17 protein-coding genes are annotated in these 19,984 nt (G+C 72.2%); 8 read left to right on the top strand and 9 right to left on the bottom strand.

The window, feature by feature from the left end; translation table 11 throughout:
* Positions 1 to 111 precede the first annotated feature (111 nt).
* Positions 112 to 1,038, top strand: coding sequence for an oxidoreductase (locus GRC12_RS18485; RefSeq protein WP_208780407.1), 927 nt, complete (start codon positions 112 to 114; stop codon positions 1,036 to 1,038).
* A gap of 7 nt (positions 1,039 to 1,045) precedes the next feature.
* Here the strand turns inward: GRC12_RS18485 and GRC12_RS18480 are convergent, their stop codons facing one another.
* Positions 1,046 to 2,347: an MFS transporter gene (locus tag GRC12_RS18480; RefSeq protein ID WP_208780406.1), complete on the bottom strand. Its 1,302-nt coding sequence runs from the start codon at positions 2,345 to 2,347 to the stop codon at positions 1,046 to 1,048.
* A gap of 39 nt (positions 2,348 to 2,386) precedes the next feature.
* On the opposite strand from GRC12_RS18480, the gene GRC12_RS18475 reads away from it, so the two are divergent.
* Positions 2,387 to 2,968 (top strand): CGNR zinc finger domain-containing protein, encoded by a 582-nt coding sequence (locus GRC12_RS18475; RefSeq protein ID WP_208780405.1) that lies wholly within the window; start codon positions 2,387 to 2,389, stop codon positions 2,966 to 2,968.
* Between the two features lie 88 nt (positions 2,969 to 3,056).
* Here GRC12_RS18475 and nirD read toward each other — a convergent pair whose 3' ends face one another.
* Genes nirD through GRC12_RS18460 form a run of 3 tightly spaced genes read right to left on the bottom strand, consistent with a single transcriptional unit; the run spans position 3,057 to position 7,203 of the window.
* Positions 3,057 to 3,407: a nitrite reductase small subunit NirD gene (gene nirD / locus GRC12_RS18470; RefSeq protein ID WP_208780404.1), complete on the bottom strand. Its 351-nt coding sequence runs from the start codon at positions 3,405 to 3,407 to the stop codon at positions 3,057 to 3,059.
* On the bottom strand, positions 3,404 to 5,992 hold the full coding sequence (nirB, locus tag GRC12_RS18465) for a nitrite reductase large subunit NirB (protein WP_208780403.1): 2,589 nt from the start codon (positions 5,990 to 5,992) through the stop codon (positions 3,404 to 3,406). The genes nirD and nirB overlap by 4 nt, the downstream gene beginning before the upstream one ends.
* Positions 5,992 to 7,203 carry an NAD(P)/FAD-dependent oxidoreductase gene (locus GRC12_RS18460; RefSeq protein WP_208780402.1) on the bottom strand — a complete coding sequence of 404 codons (1,212 nt, stop codon included), beginning with the start codon at positions 7,201 to 7,203 and terminating at the stop codon, positions 5,992 to 5,994. Before GRC12_RS18460 ends, nirB begins: the two co-directional genes overlap by 1 nt.
* 254 nt (positions 7,204 to 7,457) lie before the next feature.
* On the opposite strand from GRC12_RS18460, the gene cpt reads away from it, so the two are divergent.
* Entirely contained in the window at positions 7,458 to 8,021 is a 564-nt protein-coding gene (gene cpt, locus GRC12_RS18455; RefSeq protein WP_208780401.1) for a chloramphenicol phosphotransferase CPT, read from the top strand.
* Here the strand turns inward: cpt and GRC12_RS18450 are convergent.
* The 3 genes from GRC12_RS18450 to GRC12_RS18440 form a co-directional block, all read right to left on the bottom strand.
* A complete protein-coding gene (locus GRC12_RS18450) occupies positions 7,999 to 8,622 on the bottom strand; it encodes a class F sortase (protein WP_208780400.1) in 624 nt (207 codons plus the stop codon). The two genes, cpt and GRC12_RS18450, sit on opposite strands and share 23 nt — an antisense overlap.
* A 104-nt stretch (positions 8,623 to 8,726) precedes the next feature.
* Entirely contained in the window at positions 8,727 to 9,251 is a 525-nt protein-coding gene (locus GRC12_RS18445; protein WP_208780399.1) for a hypothetical protein, read from the bottom strand.
* Positions 9,252 to 9,506: 255 nt separating this feature from the next.
* Positions 9,507 to 11,159 carry a M4 family metallopeptidase gene (locus tag GRC12_RS18440; RefSeq protein ID WP_208780398.1) on the bottom strand — a complete coding sequence of 551 codons (1,653 nt, stop codon included), beginning with the start codon at positions 11,157 to 11,159 and terminating at the stop codon, positions 9,507 to 9,509.
* Positions 11,160 to 11,289: 130 nt separating this feature from the next.
* Between GRC12_RS18440 and GRC12_RS18435 the strand changes: the two genes are divergently transcribed.
* Entirely contained in the window at positions 11,290 to 11,709 is a 420-nt protein-coding gene (locus GRC12_RS18435) for a gamma-glutamylcyclotransferase family protein (protein WP_308286572.1), read from the top strand.
* Here GRC12_RS18435 and GRC12_RS18430 read toward each other — a convergent pair.
* Together GRC12_RS18430 and GRC12_RS18425 are read right to left on the bottom strand one after the other, a co-directional pair.
* Complete coding sequence (locus GRC12_RS18430) at positions 11,699 to 13,897, bottom strand: molybdopterin oxidoreductase family protein (protein ID WP_208780396.1); 2,199 nt, start codon at positions 13,895 to 13,897, stop codon at positions 11,699 to 11,701. The two genes, GRC12_RS18435 and GRC12_RS18430, sit on opposite strands and share 11 nt — an antisense overlap.
* Before the next feature lie 102 nt (positions 13,898 to 13,999).
* Positions 14,000 to 14,686 (bottom strand): SanA/YdcF family protein, encoded by a 687-nt coding sequence (locus tag GRC12_RS18425; protein ID WP_208780395.1) that lies wholly within the window; start codon positions 14,684 to 14,686, stop codon positions 14,000 to 14,002.
* Between the two features lie 213 nt (positions 14,687 to 14,899).
* Between GRC12_RS18425 and GRC12_RS18420 the strand changes: the two genes are divergently transcribed.
* From GRC12_RS18420 to dnaG, 4 genes are all read left to right on the top strand, one after another.
* Complete coding sequence (locus GRC12_RS18420; RefSeq protein ID WP_244373198.1) at positions 14,900 to 15,715, top strand: sirohydrochlorin chelatase; 816 nt, start codon at positions 14,900 to 14,902, stop codon at positions 15,713 to 15,715.
* Positions 15,716 to 15,849: 134 nt separating this feature from the next.
* Complete coding sequence (locus GRC12_RS18415; protein WP_208780394.1) at positions 15,850 to 17,109, top strand: deoxyguanosinetriphosphate triphosphohydrolase; 1,260 nt, start codon at positions 15,850 to 15,852, stop codon at positions 17,107 to 17,109.
* A 162-nt stretch (positions 17,110 to 17,271) separates the two neighbouring features.
* On the top strand, positions 17,272 to 18,537 hold the full coding sequence (locus tag GRC12_RS18410) for an NAD(P)/FAD-dependent oxidoreductase (protein WP_208780393.1): 1,266 nt from the start codon (positions 17,272 to 17,274) through the stop codon (positions 18,535 to 18,537).
* 29 nt (positions 18,538 to 18,566) lie between these two features.
* On the top strand, positions 18,567 to 19,984 hold a 1,418-nt coding region (gene dnaG / locus GRC12_RS18405), incomplete at its 3' end, for a DNA primase (protein ID WP_208780392.1).

The raw sequence follows: 19,984 nt of genomic DNA, 5'->3' as shown, positions 1-19,984 counted from the left end.
AACACCGATGGACGGCGGCTCCGGTTCACCAGGAGGGCGGCACCCTGTGCGGGGGTGCCGCCCTCTTCTGCATCGTAGGCTGGGGATCACCGTCAGCAGGAGGAGCGGACCATGCCCGGCTGGAACGAGAAGGCCGTGTCCGACCAGAGCGGCCGTGTCGCCGTCGTCACCGGGGCCAACAGCGGGCTCGGGTACGTCGTCGCGCGGGAACTGGCGCGGAAGGGCGCGCGGGTGGTGCTCGCGTGTCGGAGCGAGGTGCGGGGGAGGGCGGCCGCCGAGCGCGTGGTGGAGGAAGTGCCGGGCGCCGTGGCCGAGTTCGCTCGGCTGGATCTCGGGGACCTCGCCGTCGTACGGGAGTTCGCGGCCGCGTATCCGTACGACCGGCTCGATCTGCTCGTCAACAACGCCGGCGTCATGGCCCTGCCGTACGGGACGACGGTGGACGGGTTCGAGACGCAGTTCGGGGTCAATCATCTCGGGCACTTCGCGCTCACCGGGCTGCTCGCCCCGGTCCTCCTCGCGACGCCGGGCGCGCGGGTCGTCACCGTCTCCAGTGGGATGCACGCCCTGGCCAACATCGACCCCGACGACCTCAACAGCGAACGCCGGTACCGGCGTTGGGTCGCCTACGCCCGGTCCAAGACCGCCAACCTGCTCTTCACCCACGAACTGGCCCGCAGGCTGGCGGTCCACGGCTCGGACGTGGTGGCCGCCGCGGCACATCCCGGATACGCGGCGACCAACCTCCAGGGCGCCGCACCGCGGATGGAGGGGCGGCGGCTGAGGGAGCGGCTGATGGAGGTCGGCAACCAGGTCTTCGCGCAGTCCGCGGAGACCGGCGCCCTGCCCCTGCTGTACGCGGCGACCGCCCCCGACGTACGGCCCGACTCCTTCACCGGACCGTCGTTCATGATGTGGCGCGGGGCGCCGGGTCCGTCGTGGCGGGCGCCCTGGACGCTCAACGACGCGGCGGGGGAGAGGCTTTGGGCCGCCTCCGAACGGCTCACGGGAGTGGCGTACGAGGCGCTGAAGGGCTGACGGTACGTCACCTCGGTGTGCCCCGCCGGACCGTGACGTAGGCCAGTGCCGCCAGGGCCGCCGTAGCCGACGCCACTGTGAGTGCCGCCGGGAGGGAGTGGCCGGCGATCCCGCCCGCGGTCGCCGCGCCCAGGGCGAACCCGGTGATCTTCAGGCTGGCGCCGGTGGTGAAGATCTGGCCGCGCAGGTGGTCGGGGGCCTCCCGGTGCCGTATCGCGAACAGGGCCGTGAGCTGGGGTCCGGCGCCGGCGCCGGTGAGCAGGGCGGCGGCGACGAGGACGCAGGGGTGCAGCGTCGCCGCCAGGGCCAGCGCGGTCGCCTGTACGAGGGCGCCGAGCCATATCGCCGTGTCCGGGGCGATCAGTCGGGGGCGTCGCGCCAGCACGGAGTTGGCCGCCAGCGAGGCGACGGCCGTACAGGACAGCAGCAGCGCGCCGCGCCCGGACCCGCCCAGGGCGTGCTGCCCGAGGAGTGGGACGCAGGCGGTGAACATGCCCTCGGCCGCACAGCACAGGACCGAGGTGAGGGTCGCCCGGGCCAGGGCGGGCCGCCGGGCGATGAACCGGAGCCCGGCGGTGAGCGGGGTGCGTCGCGCGGTGTCGGCACTTCCGCCCGGCCGTGTCCGGGACTCCACCCCGATGCCCCCCTCGCGCGAGCGCGGTGCGGCGAGACCCCGCTCGCTTCGCCGCGGGGGTGGTGCGTCGGTGTCCCGGTCCCTGTTCGGCGCCGGTCCGGAGGTTCCTCGGTGGGTCGCCCTCGGCAGGCGCCAGGCCGCCGGGGTCGCGAGGCCGATCAGGGTCACCGCCACCGCCACCGCCGTCGGCGCCCCCAGCGTCTCGGCCGCCGCCCCCGCCAGGGCCGGCCCGGCGAGGCTCGCGGTGGTGAAGGTCATCGCGTCCAGGGCGTTGGCCCGGGGCAGCGCGTCGCCCGCCACCACCCGGGGGAGCTGGGCCGTCCAGCCACCGGAGAGCGCCGGTCCGAGCAGGCCCGTGCACACGGCGATCAGGACGGTGAGGGGGAGGGGCAGACGCCCGAGACCGAGCAGGATGGCCGCCACTCCGGTGCCGTACGCGGCCAGTGCGCAGGCCAGGAGGCGGCCCGGGCGTGACGTCCGGTCCAGGAACGCGCCGAGCAGCGGTCCGCCGACCACCGCGGCGACGTTGAGCCCGGCCAGCAGCGACGAGGCGGTCGCCGTCGAGCCGGTCAGGGCGTATCCGGCCAGCATCATCGCCGGTCCGGACATCTCGTCGCCGGTACGGGCGGACACCGCACCGACGAAGTACGAGGCCGTCGTGTAACGCTTTGACATCGTCAACACGTTACGTGGGTAACCCTAAAGCCAGTCAATATGCGTTACATTCGGCCTGTGTCACCTCCTCCCGACGACTGGTCCGGCCGGCACTCCGTACAGGCCGTGGCCCGGCGCGCCGCGGCCCTGGTCAGCGCCCTCACCCGCGAGCGCCCGGACCCGCAGGAGGTCGTCGCCGTCCTGCGCGAGTACGGCGAGCAGGGTCCCCTCGATCTCACCCAGGACGACCTCGCCGAGATGCGCGCGGCCGCCGTCCTGCTGCGCGAGGTCTTCACCGCCGACGACCTCGACGCCGCCGTAGCAGTCCTGAACCGCATCCTCCAGGAGCACGCCGGTCCCCTGCGCCTGACCGCCCACGGCGGCGCCACCCCCTGGCACCCCCACCTCGACCGCGACGACGACGGCCCGTGGGGCGAGTGGCTGCTGGCCTCCTCCTGCCTCGCCCTGACCGTGCTCGTCTGGGACACCCAGCGTCCGCCCGGCCGCCTCTGTGCCGCACACAACTGCCGTCAGGTCTTCATCACCCAGGGCGCCGGCCCCGAACGCCGCTACTGCTCGCGCCGCTGCGCCACCCGCGAACGCGTCGCGGCCCATCGGCGCAGGGCCGCGACGGCGCAGTGAGCTCCGAAACGAGGCCGGCGCGGCTGCCGAAAAGCGCCCCGCCCCGGCGACGGGGCGAGGCGCTGTGGTGGTGCGGCCGAGGGCGCTGTCAGGAGGCGCGGACCTCGTACGTCGCCACCCGCACCGTCTCGTCGTCCAGGCACTGGCCCGTCTCCAGGTCGAACCGCTGCTTGAGCAGGGGAGAGGCGACGAAGGGTCGGCCCTGGTGGGTGCCGGTCAGGCCGCGGGAGAGGACGGCGGCGCCGCCGAAGGGGTCGCGGTTGTCGATGGCGTACAGGTTTCCGTTGCGGTCCCGGAAGAGGGCCGCCTGGCGGCCGTCCGGCAGGAGCGCGGCGACGCCGCGTCCGGGGACCAGCCGGGTCAGGTCGCAGACCGTGAACCACTCGTCCGCGAGCTGGAGTTGGACCTTGAGGTCGGTCGTCTCGGGTGCCAGGGTCATCGCTGGGCGCTTCCTTCCAGGGGACGGTGGCCGATGGTGAGCAGCGGCAGGTCGGGCTTGATCTGGTCGCGTTCCGGGACGAAGCCGACGACCGGGTCCGGGGTGTCGGGAGCGTTGACGAAGGACACGAACCGGGCGAGCCTCTCGGGGTCGTTGATGGTCTCGGCCCACTCGTCGCGGTAGTGGGCGACATGGGCGGCCATCAGGGACTCCAGCTCCTCGCAGATGCCGAGGGAGTCCTCCACCACCACCTCGCGGACGTGGTCCAGGCCGCCGGGGATCCGCTCCAGCCAGGTCGAGGTGCGCTCCAGACGGTCCGCGGTGCGGATGTAGAACATCAGGAACCGGTCGATCAGACGCACCAGTTCGGCGTCCGACAGGTCCTGCGCGAGCAGGTCCGCGTGGCGCGGGGTGGCCCCGCCGTTGCCTGCCACATAGAGGTTCCAGCCGTTGGCGGTGGCGATGACGCCGAAGTCCTTCGACTGGGCCTCGGCGCACTCCCGGGCGCACCCGGAGACCGCCGACTTCAGCTTGTGCGGGGAGCGCAGGCCCCGGTAGCGCAGCTCCAGTTCGATCGCCATGCGGACCGAGTCCTGGACGCCGTACCGGCACCAGGTCTGCCCCACACAGGACTTCACCGTCCGCAGCGCCTTGCCGTACGCGTGCCCGGACTCGAAGCCCGCGTCCACCAACCGGGCCCAGATCAACGGCAGTTGCTCGACGCGGGCGCCGAACATGTCGATCCGCTGGCCGCCGGTGATCTTCGTGTAGAGGCCGAAGTCGCGAGCGATCTCACCGATCGTGATCAGGCCCTCGGGGGTGATCTCACCGCCGGGGATGCGCGGCACGACCGAGTACGAGCCGTTCTTCTGCAGGTTGGCCAGGAAGTGGTCGTTGGAGTCCTGCAGGGCCGCCTGCTCGCCGTCCAGGACATAGCCGCTCGCGCCGATCGTCGGGGCGAGGGAGGCGATGATCGAGGCGACGGCCGGCTTGCAGATCTCGCAGCCGTCGCCGCCCCGGGCGCCGTCGCGACCGTAGCGGTCCAGCAGGTCCTGGTAGCTGTTGATGCGCAGGGCGAGGACGATCTCGTACAGCTCCTCGCGGGTCTGGGCGAAGCAGCCGCACAGCCCCTTGTCGACCTCGACGCCGGACGCCTCCAGCTCGGCGTCGACCAGCTGGCCGAGCACCTTGACGCAACTGCCGCACGTCGTACCGGCCTTGGTGCACTTCTTCACCTCGGGCACCGTGGTGCACCGGTGGTCGGTGACCGCGCCGCGGATCGTGCCCTTGGTGACGTTGTTGCAGGAGCAGATGATCGCGTCGTCCGGCAGCGCCGTCGGGCCGAGCTGCACCGACTCGCCGGCCCCGGCGGGCAGCACCAGCGACTCCGGCTTGACCGGCGGCACCGAACCGGTGAACGCCTTCAGCGTGCCGTACGCCTCCGCGTCGCCGACCAGGATGCCGCCGAGCAGGGTGCCGTCCCGCCCGATGACCAGCTTCTTGTACAGGCCCGCGCGGGAGTCGGAGTACACGACGTCCAGGCAGTCGTCCGTGGTGCCGTGCGCGTCGCCGAAGGACGCGACGTCCACGCCGAGGAGCTTCAGCTTCGTCGAGAGGTCGGCGCCGGTGAAGGAAGCCTCGTCCTCAGCGATGGTCGCGGCCGCGGTCTCCGCCTGCTCGTAACCGGGGGCGACCAGGCCGTACACCCGGCCGTCGGAGGCCAGCGCGCACTCGCCGATCGCGAAGACGTGCGGATCGCAGACGGTACGGCAGTGGTCGTCGACCGCGATGCCGCCGCGCTCGCCGACGGTCAGGCCGCAGTCCCGGGCCAGTTGGTCCCGGGGCCGGACACCGGCGCTGAACACCACCATGTCCGTGGCGAGTTCGGAGCCGTCGGACAGCTTCATGCCGGTGACCGCGCCGTCCTCGCCGACCACGATCTCCTGCGTGCCGACGCCCGTGTGGACGCTCAGGCCCATCTGCTCGATGGTCCGCAGCAGGGCCGCCCCGCCGCCCTCGTCCACCTGCACGGGCATCAGCCGCGGCGCGAACTCCACGATGTGGGAGGTGAGTCCGAGCCCTTTGAGCGCGCCCGCCGCCTCGAGCCCGAGCAGACCGCCGCCGACCACCGCGCCGACCGACGCCCGCGACTTCGCGTACTCCTCGATCGCGAGCAGGTCCTCGATCGTGCGGTAGACGAAGCAGCCCTCGGCGTCCTTGTTCGGTACCGGCGGCACGAACGGGTAGGAGCCGGTGGCGAGGACGAGGGTGTCGTACTCGAAGACCTGCCCGGAGCGCGCGGTGACCTTCCGCGCCTCGCGGTCGATGGTCTCCGCGGGGTCGCCGACGTACAGCTCGATGCCGTGCGTGTCGATGAACTCCATGTCCGTCATGGACAGTTCCTCGGGCGTCCGGCCCGAGAAGTACGAGGTGAGGGCGACGCGGTCGTACGCGGGACGCGGCTCCTCGCACAGCACGACCACGCGGTGCGTGGCGGTCAGGCCGCGCCCGGCGAGCGCTTCGAGGAAGCGCTGGCCGACCATGCCATGGCCGACGAGCACGATCGTGGGGGTGCCGGTGGTCATCAGGAGCCTCCATCGTTGGTGAGCAGGTGCAGCAGGGGGCCGTCGTCGGGGAGCGGCTCCGCTCCCTCCCAGGCACGGGCGAGCGCGCCGACGGTGCCGAGTTCGCCGACGAGGACCCCGCCGACCAGGCGGTCGTCGCGGACGACGACCTTGCGGTAGGTGCCGCGGGTGGCGTCCGCGAGCTGGACGACGTCGTCCCCGGGACGCGGCTCCGTCTCGCCGAACGCGGCGAGGTCGAAGAAGCCCTCACCGGCCAGGGTGAGCCGGGTGAGCGAACGGGTGCCGGTGTAGCGGGCGTTCGGGTCACCCGCCAGCGACTCGGCCAGGACCTCGGCCTGTTCGAGTGCCGGGGCGGCCAGTCCGTACACCGTGCCCGCGTGCTGGACGCAGTCGCCGATCGCCCGGATGTGCGGGTCGGAGGTGCGCAGTTCGTCGTCGACGAGGACGCCCTTGTGCACGGCGAGGCCCGCGTCCTGGGCCAGACCGACGCGCGGGTGGACCCCGCACGCGAGGACCACGAGGTCGGCGTCGAGGGCGTACCCGTCGGCCATCTCGACCGAGCGGACCACCCCGCCGACGCAGCGCACGTCCCGCACCCGGCACTCGGTGTGGATCTCCACGCCGAGGTCCTGCAGGTGCCGCCGGACCAGCTTCGAGGCGGTCGGGTCGAGCTGATGCTCCATCAGGCGCTCGGCCTGCTGGGCGAGCACGACCTGCGCGCCGCGCTGTGCGAGGGCCCGGGCCGCTGAGACCCCGAGCAGACCGCCGCCGATGACGACCGCGCGCACGCCCGGCCGTACCGCCTCGGACAGGCCCAGGCAGTCGTCCATCGTGCGGAACGCGTGGACGCCGGCGGGCAGTTCGTGAGTCTCGGTGAACAGGCCGCGCAGCGGCGGCAGCACCGGGTTGGAGCCGGTGGCCAGGACCAGCGTGTCGTATGCGATCTTCGAGCCGTCCGCGAGGTGTACGGCTCGCACCTCGCGGTCGATGCCCGTGACCCGGCCGCGGACCAGCTCCGCGGGCGTGGGCAGCGCGATGACGTCGGGGCCGTACCGCCCGGCCAGCACCTCGGCGAGCAGCACCCGGTTGTACGGGCGGTGCTCCTCCTCGCCGACCAGGGTCACGGGCGTGCCGAGCTCACCGAGCCGCCGGGCGAGACGGACGCCCGCGAGGCCGGCGCCGATCACCACCACACGCGTATTCGAGGTCATGTCCAGGAGCGTGCGATGCCGGTGTTACCCGACCGCATCACGTCTGTTTCCCGTGAGGAACGCTGCCCTCTTCCGGCGCGCGGCCGGGGTGTGAGGGTTCCGCGTACGCGCCGGGGGCGTGGTGTGAGGCCGGCAGGGTGGGGTCCGTACCGGGGGTCCCGCGCCATGGAAAGCAGCAGGAGCCGACGGGAAAGCAGCAGGAGCCGACGGGAAAACAGCAGGAGCCGACGCCGCCCCGCGACTACGGTGACCGGGTGGCGACTCAGGTGATCGTGCTCAACGGCGGCTCCAGCAGCGGCAAGTCCGGCATCGTGCGGTGTCTGCAGGCGGTCCTGCCCGAGCCGTGGCTCGCCTTCGCGATCGACACCTTCGTCGACTCGCTGCCGGCGTCCCTGCGGGCGTCGCTCGCCGGGATCGAGTTCGCCCCGGACGGCACGGTCAGCGTCGGCCCTGAGTTCTCCAGACTCGAGCTGGCCTGGGCGGAGGGCGTCGCGGCCACGGCACGCGCGGGCGCCCACGTCATCGTCGACGACGTCTTCCTCGGCGGCGCGGACTCCCAGAGCCGCTGGCGCAAGGCGCTGACCGGCCTGGACGTCCTCTGGGTCGGAGTCCGCTGCGCCCCCGCGGTCGCCGCGGGCCGCGAGATCGCGCGCGGCGACCGGCCCCCCGGGATGGCGGAGCAGCAGGCGGACCTGGTGCATCGGGACGTCCACTACGACGTGGAGGTGGACACCACCCACACGGAATCCCTGGTGTGCGCGCGGACCATCGCTCAAGCAGTCACGCCGGCCACCGTCAGCGGCTCCGGCTCCCCGTGAGGTGCGCGAACACGACCACGTTCCCCTGGTAGCCGGTCGACCGCGAGTACCCTCCGCCGCAGGTGATGATCCGCAACTCGGGCCGGTCGGCGGCGCCGTACACCTTCTCGTCGGGGAAGTCGGTCGCCTTGTAGACGGCGATCGCGTCGACGGTGAACACGGCGACAGTGCCGTCGCGCCGGTCGACCTCCACGGAGGCGCCCTTCCTCAGGGCGCCGAGGTCGTAGAAGACGGCGGGTCCGTCGGAATTGTCCACATGCCCGGCGACGATCGCCGTACCGGTCTCCCCGGGGGTGGTGCCGGCCTCGTACCAGCCGGCGAGGTTCTTCCGCGCGGCCGGCGGGACGTCGAGGCTGCCGGAGCGGGTGAGGCCGAGGCCCGTCAGGGGGGCGTTCACGCGGATGGAGGGGATGCGGATGCGGTCGGGCGGGGAGGGCGGCAGCGCGGGCGCGGACCGTGCGCCGCCGTGGCCCGAGCGCGCCTCGGCCGCCGTGGGCTGCGGCGGGGCGTGCGTCCCGGCGCCGCCGCTCAGCAGCCACGCCCCGGAGCAGAACGCGGCCACCGTCACGGCCGCTATCGCGGTGTTGCCCAACCTGCGCATTCGAGCCTCCTGGAGGGACCCGGCCCCCTCCGGGCCGCGAGGGGCGTCGGACCCGGAGGGGGAGGGACATGCGGTACCGGCGGACGGACAGCGGAGGGTGTCCGTCAGATCCCGTCGCCTCTCGCCCGGCGATGCAGGAGCCAGGTACCGCCCGCGGCGGCGACGGCGAGGGCCGCCACGCCGGCCGCGGTCTGCACGGGGTCGGGGCCCATCACGCCGCCGACCCCCGTCTTCACACTTCCGCGGGGCTGCACCTGGCCGCGCGGCGCGCTCAGCGTCACCACCAGGTCGCCCGAGACCTGCCGTCCGCCCTCGGCGCACTCCGCGACGATCTCGTACGTCCCCTGCTGCGCGCTCTCGGGCACCCGGAACTGCCCGATCGCCTCGCCCTCGTGGGCGCTCGGCGCCAGCGTGAAGGCACCGGCGCCCACCGCGCTGGCGTCCCCGGCCGCCGTGCCCTCGTTCCCGCAGGCCGCGGTGTTCACGCTGACCTCCGCGCCCGGCACGACGGACGACGGGTACACCTCCAGACTGCCGCCGCCGTCGTCGCCGTACGCGGGCGCCGCGACGAACCCCGCGGCGACGACGGCGAGGGCGGTACCGGTCAGCAGACGGGCGGTACGTCGCATCGATGCTCCTCCGGGCGTCTTCGATGTCCCCTGCCCTTCCGAGGAAAGGCCCACCGAGCCGACCGCGCTTCCTGAGAACCCGTCAGAACTGCGGCGAACGGGTGTCGACCGTCTCCCGGCCGCACTCGATCGACTCGCGTTTGGGCAGGTCACAGGCTTGGGGCAGGCTGGCGGAGAAGAGAACCCGAAGGGCCCAGACGGAGCGTGTGAACGGGTGAACGGCCCGGGTGGCCAGAGGCTCCCGCAGTGGTGACGTCAGTTCACATTGACGGCGCTCCACGCCGCCGCCACCGCGTCGTACTCCGTGCTGCCCGCTCCGTAGAGGTCCTTCGCCGCGTTCAGGGTGGCCGTCCGGGCGCCCGCGTAGTTCGTCGAGGACGTCATGTAGACCGTCAGGGCCCGGTACCAGATCGCGCCCAGCTTGGCGCGGCCGATGCCGGTGACCGGGGAGCCGTTGTAGGTGGGGGAGTTGTAGCTGACGCCGTTGACGGTCTTCGGGCCGCTGCCCTCGGCCAGCAGGTAGGCGAAGTGGTTCGCGACGCCCGAGGAGTAGTGGACGTCGAGGTTCCCGACCGAGGAACTCCAGTAGTCGGCGGAGGCGCCGTCCCGCGACGGCTTGTCCATGTAGCGCAGGGCCTCACGGCCGAAGCCGGACCGGACGATCTTCTCACCGATCAGGTAATCCCCGGGATCGGACGGGTTGTTGGCGTACCACTCGACGAGGGTGCCCAGGATGTCGGACGTAGCCTCGTTCAGCCCGCCGGACTCGCCCGAGTACGTCAGCGCGGCCGTCTTCGACGTGACGCCGTGGGTCATCTCGTGTCCGGCCACGTCCAGCGACACCAGCGGCCCGAAGGTCGTACCGTCACCGTCGCCGTACGTCATGCAGAAGCAACTGTCGTCCCAGAACGCGTTGTTGTACGCGTTGCCGTAGTGCACCCGGTTGTACGACCCCTTCCCGTCGCCCGCGATGCCGTTGCGTCCGAAGCTGTTCTTGTAGAAGTCCCAGGTGACGTTCGTGCCGTACTGCGCGTCGACGGCGGCGGAGGCGCGGTCGGCCGTCGCCCCCGTGCCCCAGTGGTTGTCGGCGTCCGTGAACACCGTCGAGGGGGCCCGGCTGACGCAGATGCTGGTGAGGAAGCACAGGTCGGTCTTGTTCGCCGCGTCACCGGTGTACGTGTTCCCGCGCGTCGGATCCTTCAGCTGGTACGTCGACCCCGAGAGCGTCGTCTCCAGCGGAACCGTGCCGCTGTAAAGGGACTTGCCGTCCCCCGTCGCCGTCTCGATGTCGTCCCAGGCGTCGATCTGCCGCCCGGAGACGGCGTCCGTGATCACGGTGCGGGCGACCGGGTTGCCGAGCGTGTCCTTGGCCGTGACGTTCGTGCGCCACGCCAGCTTCGGCGCGCCGTGCAGGGCGTCGACCACCAACTGCGGGCTCGCCGTCAGCTTCTTCAGCGTCTCGCCCAGGTTCACGGCGCGCAGCGCGTTCGCCGCGATGTCGGCGGCCTTCGGGGCCGATATGGACGGGGTGATCGAGGCGAGGGATATCTGCTTCCTCGTCGCCCGGTTCGCACCCCGGTACGCGCCGTCGGGCGCCAGGTGGACCACGAAGTCGCCGCCCAGCACCGGGAGCTGACGGTACGTCCGGTCGTAACGGACGTGCTGCGTACCGTCCTTGTCGACTATCACGTCCCGCACCGACGTGCCCTCGGCGGAGGTCAGACCGAGACTCGCGGCGTGCGCCAGCAGGGCCGACGCCGCGTTCTCGATGGCGCCGGCCCTGCTCGGCCGGTCGGCCGCGACGGCGGCGGGGGAGAGTGCGGACGCCAGCAGGGTGGCGGCGGTGGCGGCCACGCCGGCGGCGGCGAGACGACGGGAACCTCGGACGTGCGGCCGTATCCGGCTCATCGGTCTCCTCGGGGAGGCGCATGCGAATGCGTGGGGGGCAGCGCGGGTGTTGACCAAGATTTAAGGGGCCATGACAGCCAGAGGTAAAGGGCGCGAACGAGGAGGTGTGTGTGGAGAGAGAATCGTTTTTGTGAGCCTCCACCTCCCCTTCTTCGTCTACGGCACCCTCCGCCCCGGCGAGGTCAACCACGACCTCTTCCTGCGCGGCCGCACCCGGCACGAGGTCCCGGCGCGGCTGAACGGCTCGGTCCTGTACGACGGCCCCGGCTATCCGTACGCCGTGGAGGAACCCGGCGGCACGGTGTACGGGGAACTGGTCACCGCGCTGCCGGAGCGGTACGAGGAGCTGCTCGCCGCCCTCGACCGGCTGGAGGAGTACGCGCCGGGCGACCCCGCCAGCCTCTACGAGCGGCTCGAACGCGAGGTGACCCGCGAGACCGACGGGAGGTCCGTGCGGGCCTGGGTGTACCTCGCCGCCCCCGCCGTGGCCGCCCGCCTCCGAGCCCGGGGCGAGCTCATCGAGAGCGGCGACTGGCGGGTCAGGACCTGACGGCCTCCAGCCGCACCGCGCACGTCTTGAACTCGGGCATCCGCGAAGTGGGGTCCAGCGCCGGGTTGGTGAGCGTGTTGGCGCGGCCCTCGCCCGGCCAGTGGAAGGGCATGAAGACGGTGTCGGGCCGGATGGCGGTGGTGATACGGGCCGGCGCCACCGCCCGCCCGCGCCGCGAGACCACGGCCACCGGATCGCCCTCCGCCGCCCCGAGCCGCGCCGCCAGCCGCGGGTGCAGCTCCACGAAGGGGCCCGGCGCCGCCGCGTTCAGCTCCTCGACAAGGCGGGTCTGGGCGCCGGACTGGTACTGGGCGACCACCCGCCCGGTCGTCAGCAGGACCGGGTACTCGGCGTCGGGCTCCTCGGCGGAGGCCCGGTGCGAGACGGCCACGAACCTCGCCCGTCCGTCCGGCGTGGCGAAACGGTCCAGGAAGAGGCGGGGCGTGCCGGGATGCCCGGCGTCGTGCGCCAGTGGTGTTTCCTGCGGCTCCCCGTCTGCGAGCGGTGCGCTCTGCGGCTCCCCGTCTGCGAGCGGTGCGCTCTGCGGCTCCCCGTCCGCCACCGGCGCGCCCCCCAGCTCCCCGTCCGCCGGGCAGGGCCAGAACACCCCGTTCTCCTCGGCGAGTCGGCGGTAGGTGATGCCGGAGTAGTCCGCGAGCCCGCCCGCGCTCGCCCGTCGCAACTCCTCGAAGACCTCTTCGGGATCGGTCGGGAACCCCTTCTCCACACCGAGCCGGTCGGCCAGCTCGTGCAGCACCTCGAGGTCGCTGCGGACGCCGTCGGGAGGCGTGATCGCGCGCCGGCGCAGCAGCACCCGGCCCTCCAGGCTGGTGGTCGTGCCGGTCTCCTCGGCCCACTGCGTCACGGGGAGGACGACATCGGCCTGAGCTGCGGTCTCGGACAGTACTATGTCACATACCACCAGCAGGTCCAGCGACCTCAGCCGCTCCTCCACGTGCCCCGCCCGAGGCGCCGACACCACCGGGTTCGACCCCATCAGCAGCAACGCCCGGACATCCGTCCCCAGCGCGTCCAGCAACTCGTACGCACTGCGCCCCGGCCCCGGAAGCGTGTCCGGGTCCACGCCCCACACCTCGGCCACATGCCGCCGCGCCACCGGATCGTCCAGCTTGCGATATCCGGGCAACTGGTCGGCCTTCTGCCCGTGTTCACGTCCGCCCTGCCCGTTGCCCTGCCCGGTCAGACAGCCGTAACCGCTGAGCGGCCGTCCCGCCCGCCCGGTCGCCAGACACAGGTTGATCCACGCGCCCACCGTGTCCGTGCCCTTGGACTGCTGCTCGGGCCCGCGCGCGGTGAGCACCATCGCGGCCTCCGGCTCGCAGAACATCCGCACGGCTTCCCGGAGTTGAGGAACGGACACCCCCGTGATCCGCTCCACGTACTCCGGCCAGTGCGCCATCGCCGCGGCCCGCGCGTCCTCCCAGCCGACGGTCCGCCGCTCGACGTACTCCTCGTCCACCCGCCCCTCGGCCACGACGAGGTGCAACAGCCCCAGCGCCAGGGCGAGATCGGTGCCGGGCCGCGGAGCCAGATGCAGATCGGCCTGCTCGGCCGTCCTGGTCCGCCGCGGGTCGACGACGATCAACGTGCCGCCGTTCTCCTTCAGTTCTGTGAAGAACCGCAGCGACGGCGGCATCGTCTCGGCGAGGTTCGACCCGACCAGGATCACGCAGCCGGTCTTCGGGATGTCCTCCAGCGGAAAGGGCAGCCCCCGGTCCAGACCGAACGCCTTGGTGCCGGCCGCCGCGGCCGAGGACATGCAGAAGCGCCCGTTGTAGTCGATCTGCGAGGTGCCGAGCACGACACGGGCGAACTTGCCGAGCGTGTACGCCTTTTCGTTGGTCAGCCCGCCCCCGCCGAACACCCCGACCGCGTCCGGCCCGTACTCCGTACGCGTGCGGCGCAGCCCCTCCGCGATCCGGTCCAGTGCCTCGTCCCAGGTGGCGGGCACCAGCGTGCCCCCGGAGCGCACCAACGGGGAGGTGAGGCGCACCCGGGACGAGAGCACCGCCGGCGCGGTACGGCCCTTGCCGCACAACGCGCCCCGGTTCACGGGGAAGTCCGTGCGCTCGCCCACCTCGACCGTGCCGTCCGGTGCGGGCATCAGGTTCATCCCGCACTGCAGGGCGCAGTAGGGGCAGTGGGTGGGTGTCACGGAGTTCTGCATACCGGCCAGCGTGCTTCGGCCGTGTTACGTGCGGCGCGGCCCCTTGTTACACGGGCGGCACGGCGACCTCCCCGCGCCGGACCGGTCGGCGTGAGCCGCCGGTCACCGGGCGCTCGCCAGCGCCTTCGCGACCCCCGTCTCCTTGTGCCCGAGGAACCGGGGATCGGGATGGAACACGGCGTCCAGCGCCGCCTTGCCGGCCGCGAAGATCTCCCGGGTGCCGCCGTAGTACCAGGTCACGTCGTGCTTGTCCTGGACCCCGATGCCGTACGACGTCACTCCCGCCGCCCGGCACAGCGCGAGCGCGCGCCGGATGTGGAAGCCCTGGCTGATCAGCACCGCCCGGCCGACACCGAAGATCTTCTTCGCTCGGACACAGGAGTCCCAGGTGTCGAAACCGGCGTAGTCGCTGACGATCCGCGAGGAGGGGACACCGTGCTTGGTCAGATAGGTGCGCATGGCGTCGGGCTCGTCGTAGTCCTTGCGGCTGTTGTCGCCGGTGACGAGGACGACCTCGACACGGCCCTCCCGGTACAGCTCCGCCGCCGCGTCAAGACGGTGGGCGAGATAGGGGGAGGGCTCGCCGTCCCACAGTCCCGCGCCGAAGACGACGGCGACCTGGGTGCGCGGCACGTCCGCGAGCGTCCGCAGCCGGTCGCCCGTGGTGACGTACATCCAGGTGGCCGGCAGCAGGGCGAGCACACACACCGCCATCACGGCCTGCACGAGCCGCCGCTGTCCCCCGCGCGTGCGGGGCAGACGCGGTCTGCGCAGCTTGGGTCGGCGCATCGGACGGTCCCCCTCTTCGGCCTGTTTTCGACAGTCAGAGACGTCCTGTCGGGCCGTCCGGTTCGGCGGATGGTACGTGACCAGGTTCACTCCGGCCGGTGAAACCGCAGGTCACGTCACCTCACAGACCCCGGGCACCCCACGTGAAGCGACGGAAAAGCCTTGTCATTCCCGCGCAACGGGACGGCAACCTGCCACCGCGAGGATCGGCCCATGACGGACAGTACGGCGGACCTCATGAGCCAGATCGGCAGCCGGCTCGCCAGCCAGCTCAGCCTCGTCTCCCTGGACGGCAGGCGGCGCCCCGGCCCGCCCGCGCTCGTCGTCGTGGCCCACGGCAGCCGCAACCCGCGTGCCCTGAGCACGGTCCGCGCGCTCCTGGACCGGGTCCGCGACCAACGCCCCGGTCTTTCCGTGCACCTGGGCCACATCGAACTGAACGCCCCGCTGCTCCCCGACACCCTGGCCGGCCTCGGCAGGGCGGAGGCCGTCCTCGTGCCGCTGCTGCTCAGCCGTGGCTACCACGTCAAGCGGGACATCCCCGAGATGGCGGTCTCCTCCGACGTACGCGCGCGCGTGGCCGACGCGCTGGGTCCCCACCCCCTCCTCGTGGACGCCCTGTACACCCGCCTGGTCGAGGCGGGCTGGCGCACCCGCATGGACGAGGAGACGCGCCGCACCAGCGCGGTCGTCCTCGCCGCGGCGGGCTCCCGGGACCCCGAGTCCAAGGTCGACACCAACCGCACGGCCCAGCTGCTCGCCGAACGCCTGGGCGTACCCGTGGTCCCGGCCTACGCCACGACCGCGGCCCCGACGATCCCGGACGCGATCCGGTCCCTGACGGCGAGCGGCCGACACCGCGTCGCCGTGGCGTCCTGCTTCACGGCCCCGGGCCGCTTCGCCACGCAGTGCGCGGAAGCGGCCCCGTGGATCGCCTCGGCCCCCTTGGGCACCCACCCGGCAATGGCGGAACTCATCCTCCACCGTTACGACCAAGCACTCGCAACGCCGGCGAGGACAGCTGCTTGAAGGGGCGCGGGGCTGTGTCGATCAGCGGCCCCGCCGCGGGGCGCTACCAGCCATGACGAAACCCGCACCCGCCATCTCACAGAACCCGGCAGACGCATACGCGCATTGTCAGTCCCTGCCCGTACTGTCGAGACATGCCGTACGACCTGTCCTCAACCGAGCGTTGGGCCCCAGAACCCGACAAACGCCCCGGCCGCACCGCCTTCCAGCGCGACCGCGCCCGCGTACTCCATTCAGCCGCCCTCAGAAGGCTCGCCGGTAAAACCCAGGTCGTCACCCCAGGAACCAGCAGCCAGGTCTGGGACGCCAGCCCCCGCACCCGCCTCACCCACTCCCTGGAGTGCGCCCAGGTCGGCCGCGAGCTGGGCGCGGCCCTCGGCTGCGACCCCGACCTCGTGGAAGCCGCCTGCCTCTCCCACGACCTCGGCCACCCTCCCTTCGGCCACAACGGCGAACACGCGCTGAACGAGTTCGCCGAGGACTGCGGCGGCTTCGAGGGCAACGCCCAGTCCCTCAGGCTCCTCACCCGCATCGAACCCAAGCGGTTCACCCCGGAGGGCTCCGTCGGCCTCAACCTCACCCGCGCCACCCTGGACGCCGCCACCAAGTACCCCTGGCCCAGAGGCGCCCACCCCACCGACCCGGCCTCCCCCAAGTTCGGCGTGTACGAGGACGACAGACCCGTCTTCGACTGGATCCGCAAGGACGCCCCCGCCACCCGCACCACCTTCGAGGCCCAGGTGATGGACTGGTCGGACGACGTGGCGTACTCGGTGCACGACGTCGAGGACGGCCTGCATGCCGGCCACATCGACCCGGGCTGCCTTCACGCGGAACCGGAACGCCGGGCGGTCTTCGAGGTCGCCGTCGGCCGGTACGTCCCCGCCGGCACCGACCCGGCGGAGCTGTCCGCCGCCCTGGACCGCCTCCAGGACCAGGAGTGGTGGCCGCACGGCTACGACGGCTCGGCGGTCGCGCAGGCCCGCCTCAAGGACGCCACCAGCCAGCTCATCGGCCGCTTCTGCCTGGCCGCCGAGGCGGCCACGCGCGCCGCGTACGGCACCGGCCGCCTCACCCGGTACGGCGCCGAGCTGGTCGTACCGCACGAGACACGGCTGGAGTGCGCGGTGCTCAAGGCCGTCGCCGACCGGTACGTCATGCAGCGCGCCGAGCAGGAGCGGCTGCGGGCCGACCAGCGGATCGTGGTGGCCGAACTGGCGCAGGCGCTCACCGCGCGTGCACCCGACGGCCTCGACCCGCAGTTCCGGGCGCTGTTCGACCAGGCCGGGGACGACCGGGCGCGCAAGAGGGTGATCGTGGACCAGATCGCCTCGCTGACGGACGCGTCCGCCCGGTCGCTTCACGCTCGTCTGACAGGGAAGGCGAGAGACTGACGCGACACGAGTGAGCCCGATTGCGCCCGAACGTGACCCTCCGTGGCCTGATCGGGCCACTCCCTCTTCCCCCATCACACTCCGTGCGGGACGCTCGCATGTGGCGGCACCCGCCGTGTTCTCCGAGGGGACACCCCTCGGACACCCCGTAGGAGGCATCAAGTGGTCGACGCGGATCAGACATTCGTCATCGTCGGAGGCGGTCTCGCCGGTGCGAAGGCGGCCGAGACGCTCCGAGCGGAGGGCTTCAGCGGCCGCGTGATACTGATCTGCGACGAGCGCGACCACCCCTACGAGCGCCCTCCGCTGTCCAAGGGGTATCTGCTGGGCAAGGAGGAGCGCGACAGCGTCTTCGTCCACGAACCCGCCTGGTACGCGCAGAACGACATCGAACTGCACCTCGGCGAGACCGTGGACGCCATCGACCGCGCGGCGAAGACGGTCCGCTTCGGCGAGGACGGCACGCTCGTCCACTACGACAAGCTGCTTCTGGCGACGGGCGCGGAGCCGCGGCGCCTCGACATCCCGGGGACGGATCTCGCGGGCGTCCACCATCTGCGCCGCATCGCCCACGCGGAGCGCCTCAAGGGCGTACTGGCGACGCTCGGCCGGGACAACGGCCACATCGTCATCGCGGGCGCCGGCTGGATCGGTCTGGAGGTCGCGGCGGCGGCCCGGGAGTACGGCGCCGAGGTCACCGTCGTCGAGCCCGCGCAGACCCCGCTGCACGGCGTCCTCGGACCCGAGCTCGGCAACCTCTTCGCCGAGCTGCACCGCGAGCACGGGGTGCGCTTCCACTTCGGCGCGAAGCTGACGGAGATCGTCGGCCAGGACGGCATGGTGCTGGCTGCGCGCACCGACGACGGCGAGGAGCACCCGGCGCACGACGTCCTCGCGGCGATCGGCGCGGCCCCGCGCGTCGGCCTCGCGGAGGCGGCGGGACTGGAGATCGCCGACCGGGCGCACGGGGGAGGGGTCGTCGTCGACGACCGGCTGCGCACCTCCGACCCCGACATCTACGCGGCCGGCGACGTCGCCTCCTTCCACCACGCCCTGTTCACCACCCGGCTGCGCGTCGAGCACTGGGCCAACGCCCTCAACGGCGGCCCCGCTGCGGCCCGCGCGATGCTCGGCCAGGACCTGACCTACGACCGCGTGCCCTACTTCTTCTCCGACCAGTACGACCTGGGGATGGAGTACAGCGGATGGGCGCCGCCGGGGTCGTACGACGAGGTGGTGATCCGCGGGGACGCGGGGAAGCGCGAGTTCATCGCCTTCTGGGTGAAGGACGACCGGGTGCTGGCCGGGATGAACGTCAACGTGTGGGACGTCACAGAGCCCATCCAGAAGCTGATCAGGTCGAAGGCACGGGTGAACACGGAGTCCCTGGCGGACCCGCACGTTCCGCTCGAAAGCCTCGTCCCGTGAGTGTCGGACCACCCCCGTAGAATCACTGCGTGGCTGGACGGATCAACGACGAGGACGTGAAGGCGGTACGGGACGCGGTTCCCATCGACGCCGTCGTCTCCGAGTACCTCCAGCTGCGCAACGCGGGCGGGGGCAACCTCAAGGGGCTCTGCCCGTTCCACGACGAGAAGTCGCCGTCGTTCCAGGTCAGCCCGAGCAAGGGACTCTTCCACTGCTTCGGCTGCCAGGAGGGCGGCGACACCATCACGTTCGTGATGAAGGTCGACCACCTCACCTTCTCCGAGGCGGTCGAGCGGCTGGCCGCCCAGGCCGGCATCACCCTGCGCTACGAGGAGGGCGGCTACAACCCCTCCCACCAGCGCGGCGAACGCATCCGCCTGGTCGAGGCCCACAAGATCGCCGCCGACTGGTATGTCGAGCAGCTCGCCACCAGCCCCGAGGCCGAGACCGGCCGGGTCTTCCTCGCCGAGCGCGGCTTCGACCAGAACGCCGCCGCGCACTTCTCCGTCGGCTACAGCCCCCAGGGCTGGGACCACCTCACCCGCTATCTGCGCGGCAAGGGCTTCACCGACAAGGAACTCCTCCTCTCCGGCCTCGCCCAGGAGGGCCGCCGCGGCCCCATCGACCGCTTCCGGGGCCGTCTGATGTGGCCCATCCGCGACATCGGCGGGGACGTCGTCGGCTTCGGCGCCCGCAAGCTGTACGAGGCGGACAACGGCCCCAAGTACCTCAACACCCCCGACACGGCGATCTACAAGAAGTCCCAGGTCCTGTACGGCATCGACCTGGCGAAGAAGGACATCGCGAAGGCCTCCCGCGCGGTCGTCGTCGAGGGCTACACGGACGTCATGGCCTGCCACCTCGCCGGCGTCACCACCGCGATCGCCACCTGCGGCACCGCCTTCGGCGGCGACCACATCAAGATCCTGCGCCGCCTGCTCATGGACAACGGCAGCGCACGGGTCATCTTCACCTTCGACGGCGACTCGGCCGGCCAGAAGGCGGCCCTGCGCGCCTTCGAGGACGACCAGAAGTTCGCCGCCGAGACCTACATCGCGATCGCCCCCGACGGCATGGACCCCTGCGAACTCCGGCTCGCCAAGGGCGACGAGGCGGTCGCCGACCTGGTCGAGCCCCGCACGCCGCTGTTCGAGTTCGCCCTGCGTCAGATCGTCGTCCGCTACGACCTCGACACCCCCGCCGGCCGGGCCGCGGCCCTGGACGAGGCGGCCCCCATCGTCGCCCGCATCAAGAACACCGGCGCCCAGCACGAGGTCGCCGTCCAGCTCGCCGGCATGCTCGGCATCCTCGACACCCAGTTCGTTGTCAAGCGCGTCGCCCAGCTGGCCCGTTGGGCCCGCGACCGCGGCGGCAAGGGCGCCCCGGCGCCGACGTCCCGAGGCCCGCAGGCGTACGAGGCCGCCCCCCGCCCCACGACCTCCGGTCC

Source organism: Streptomyces griseorubiginosus, assembly GCF_017614965.1.
GTDB classification, from domain to species: domain Bacteria; phylum Actinomycetota; class Actinomycetes; order Streptomycetales; family Streptomycetaceae; genus Streptomyces; species Streptomyces griseorubiginosus_B.
Note: the sequence above shows the minus strand (reverse complement) of the source record. Positions and strands in the feature narration are given on the sequence as shown.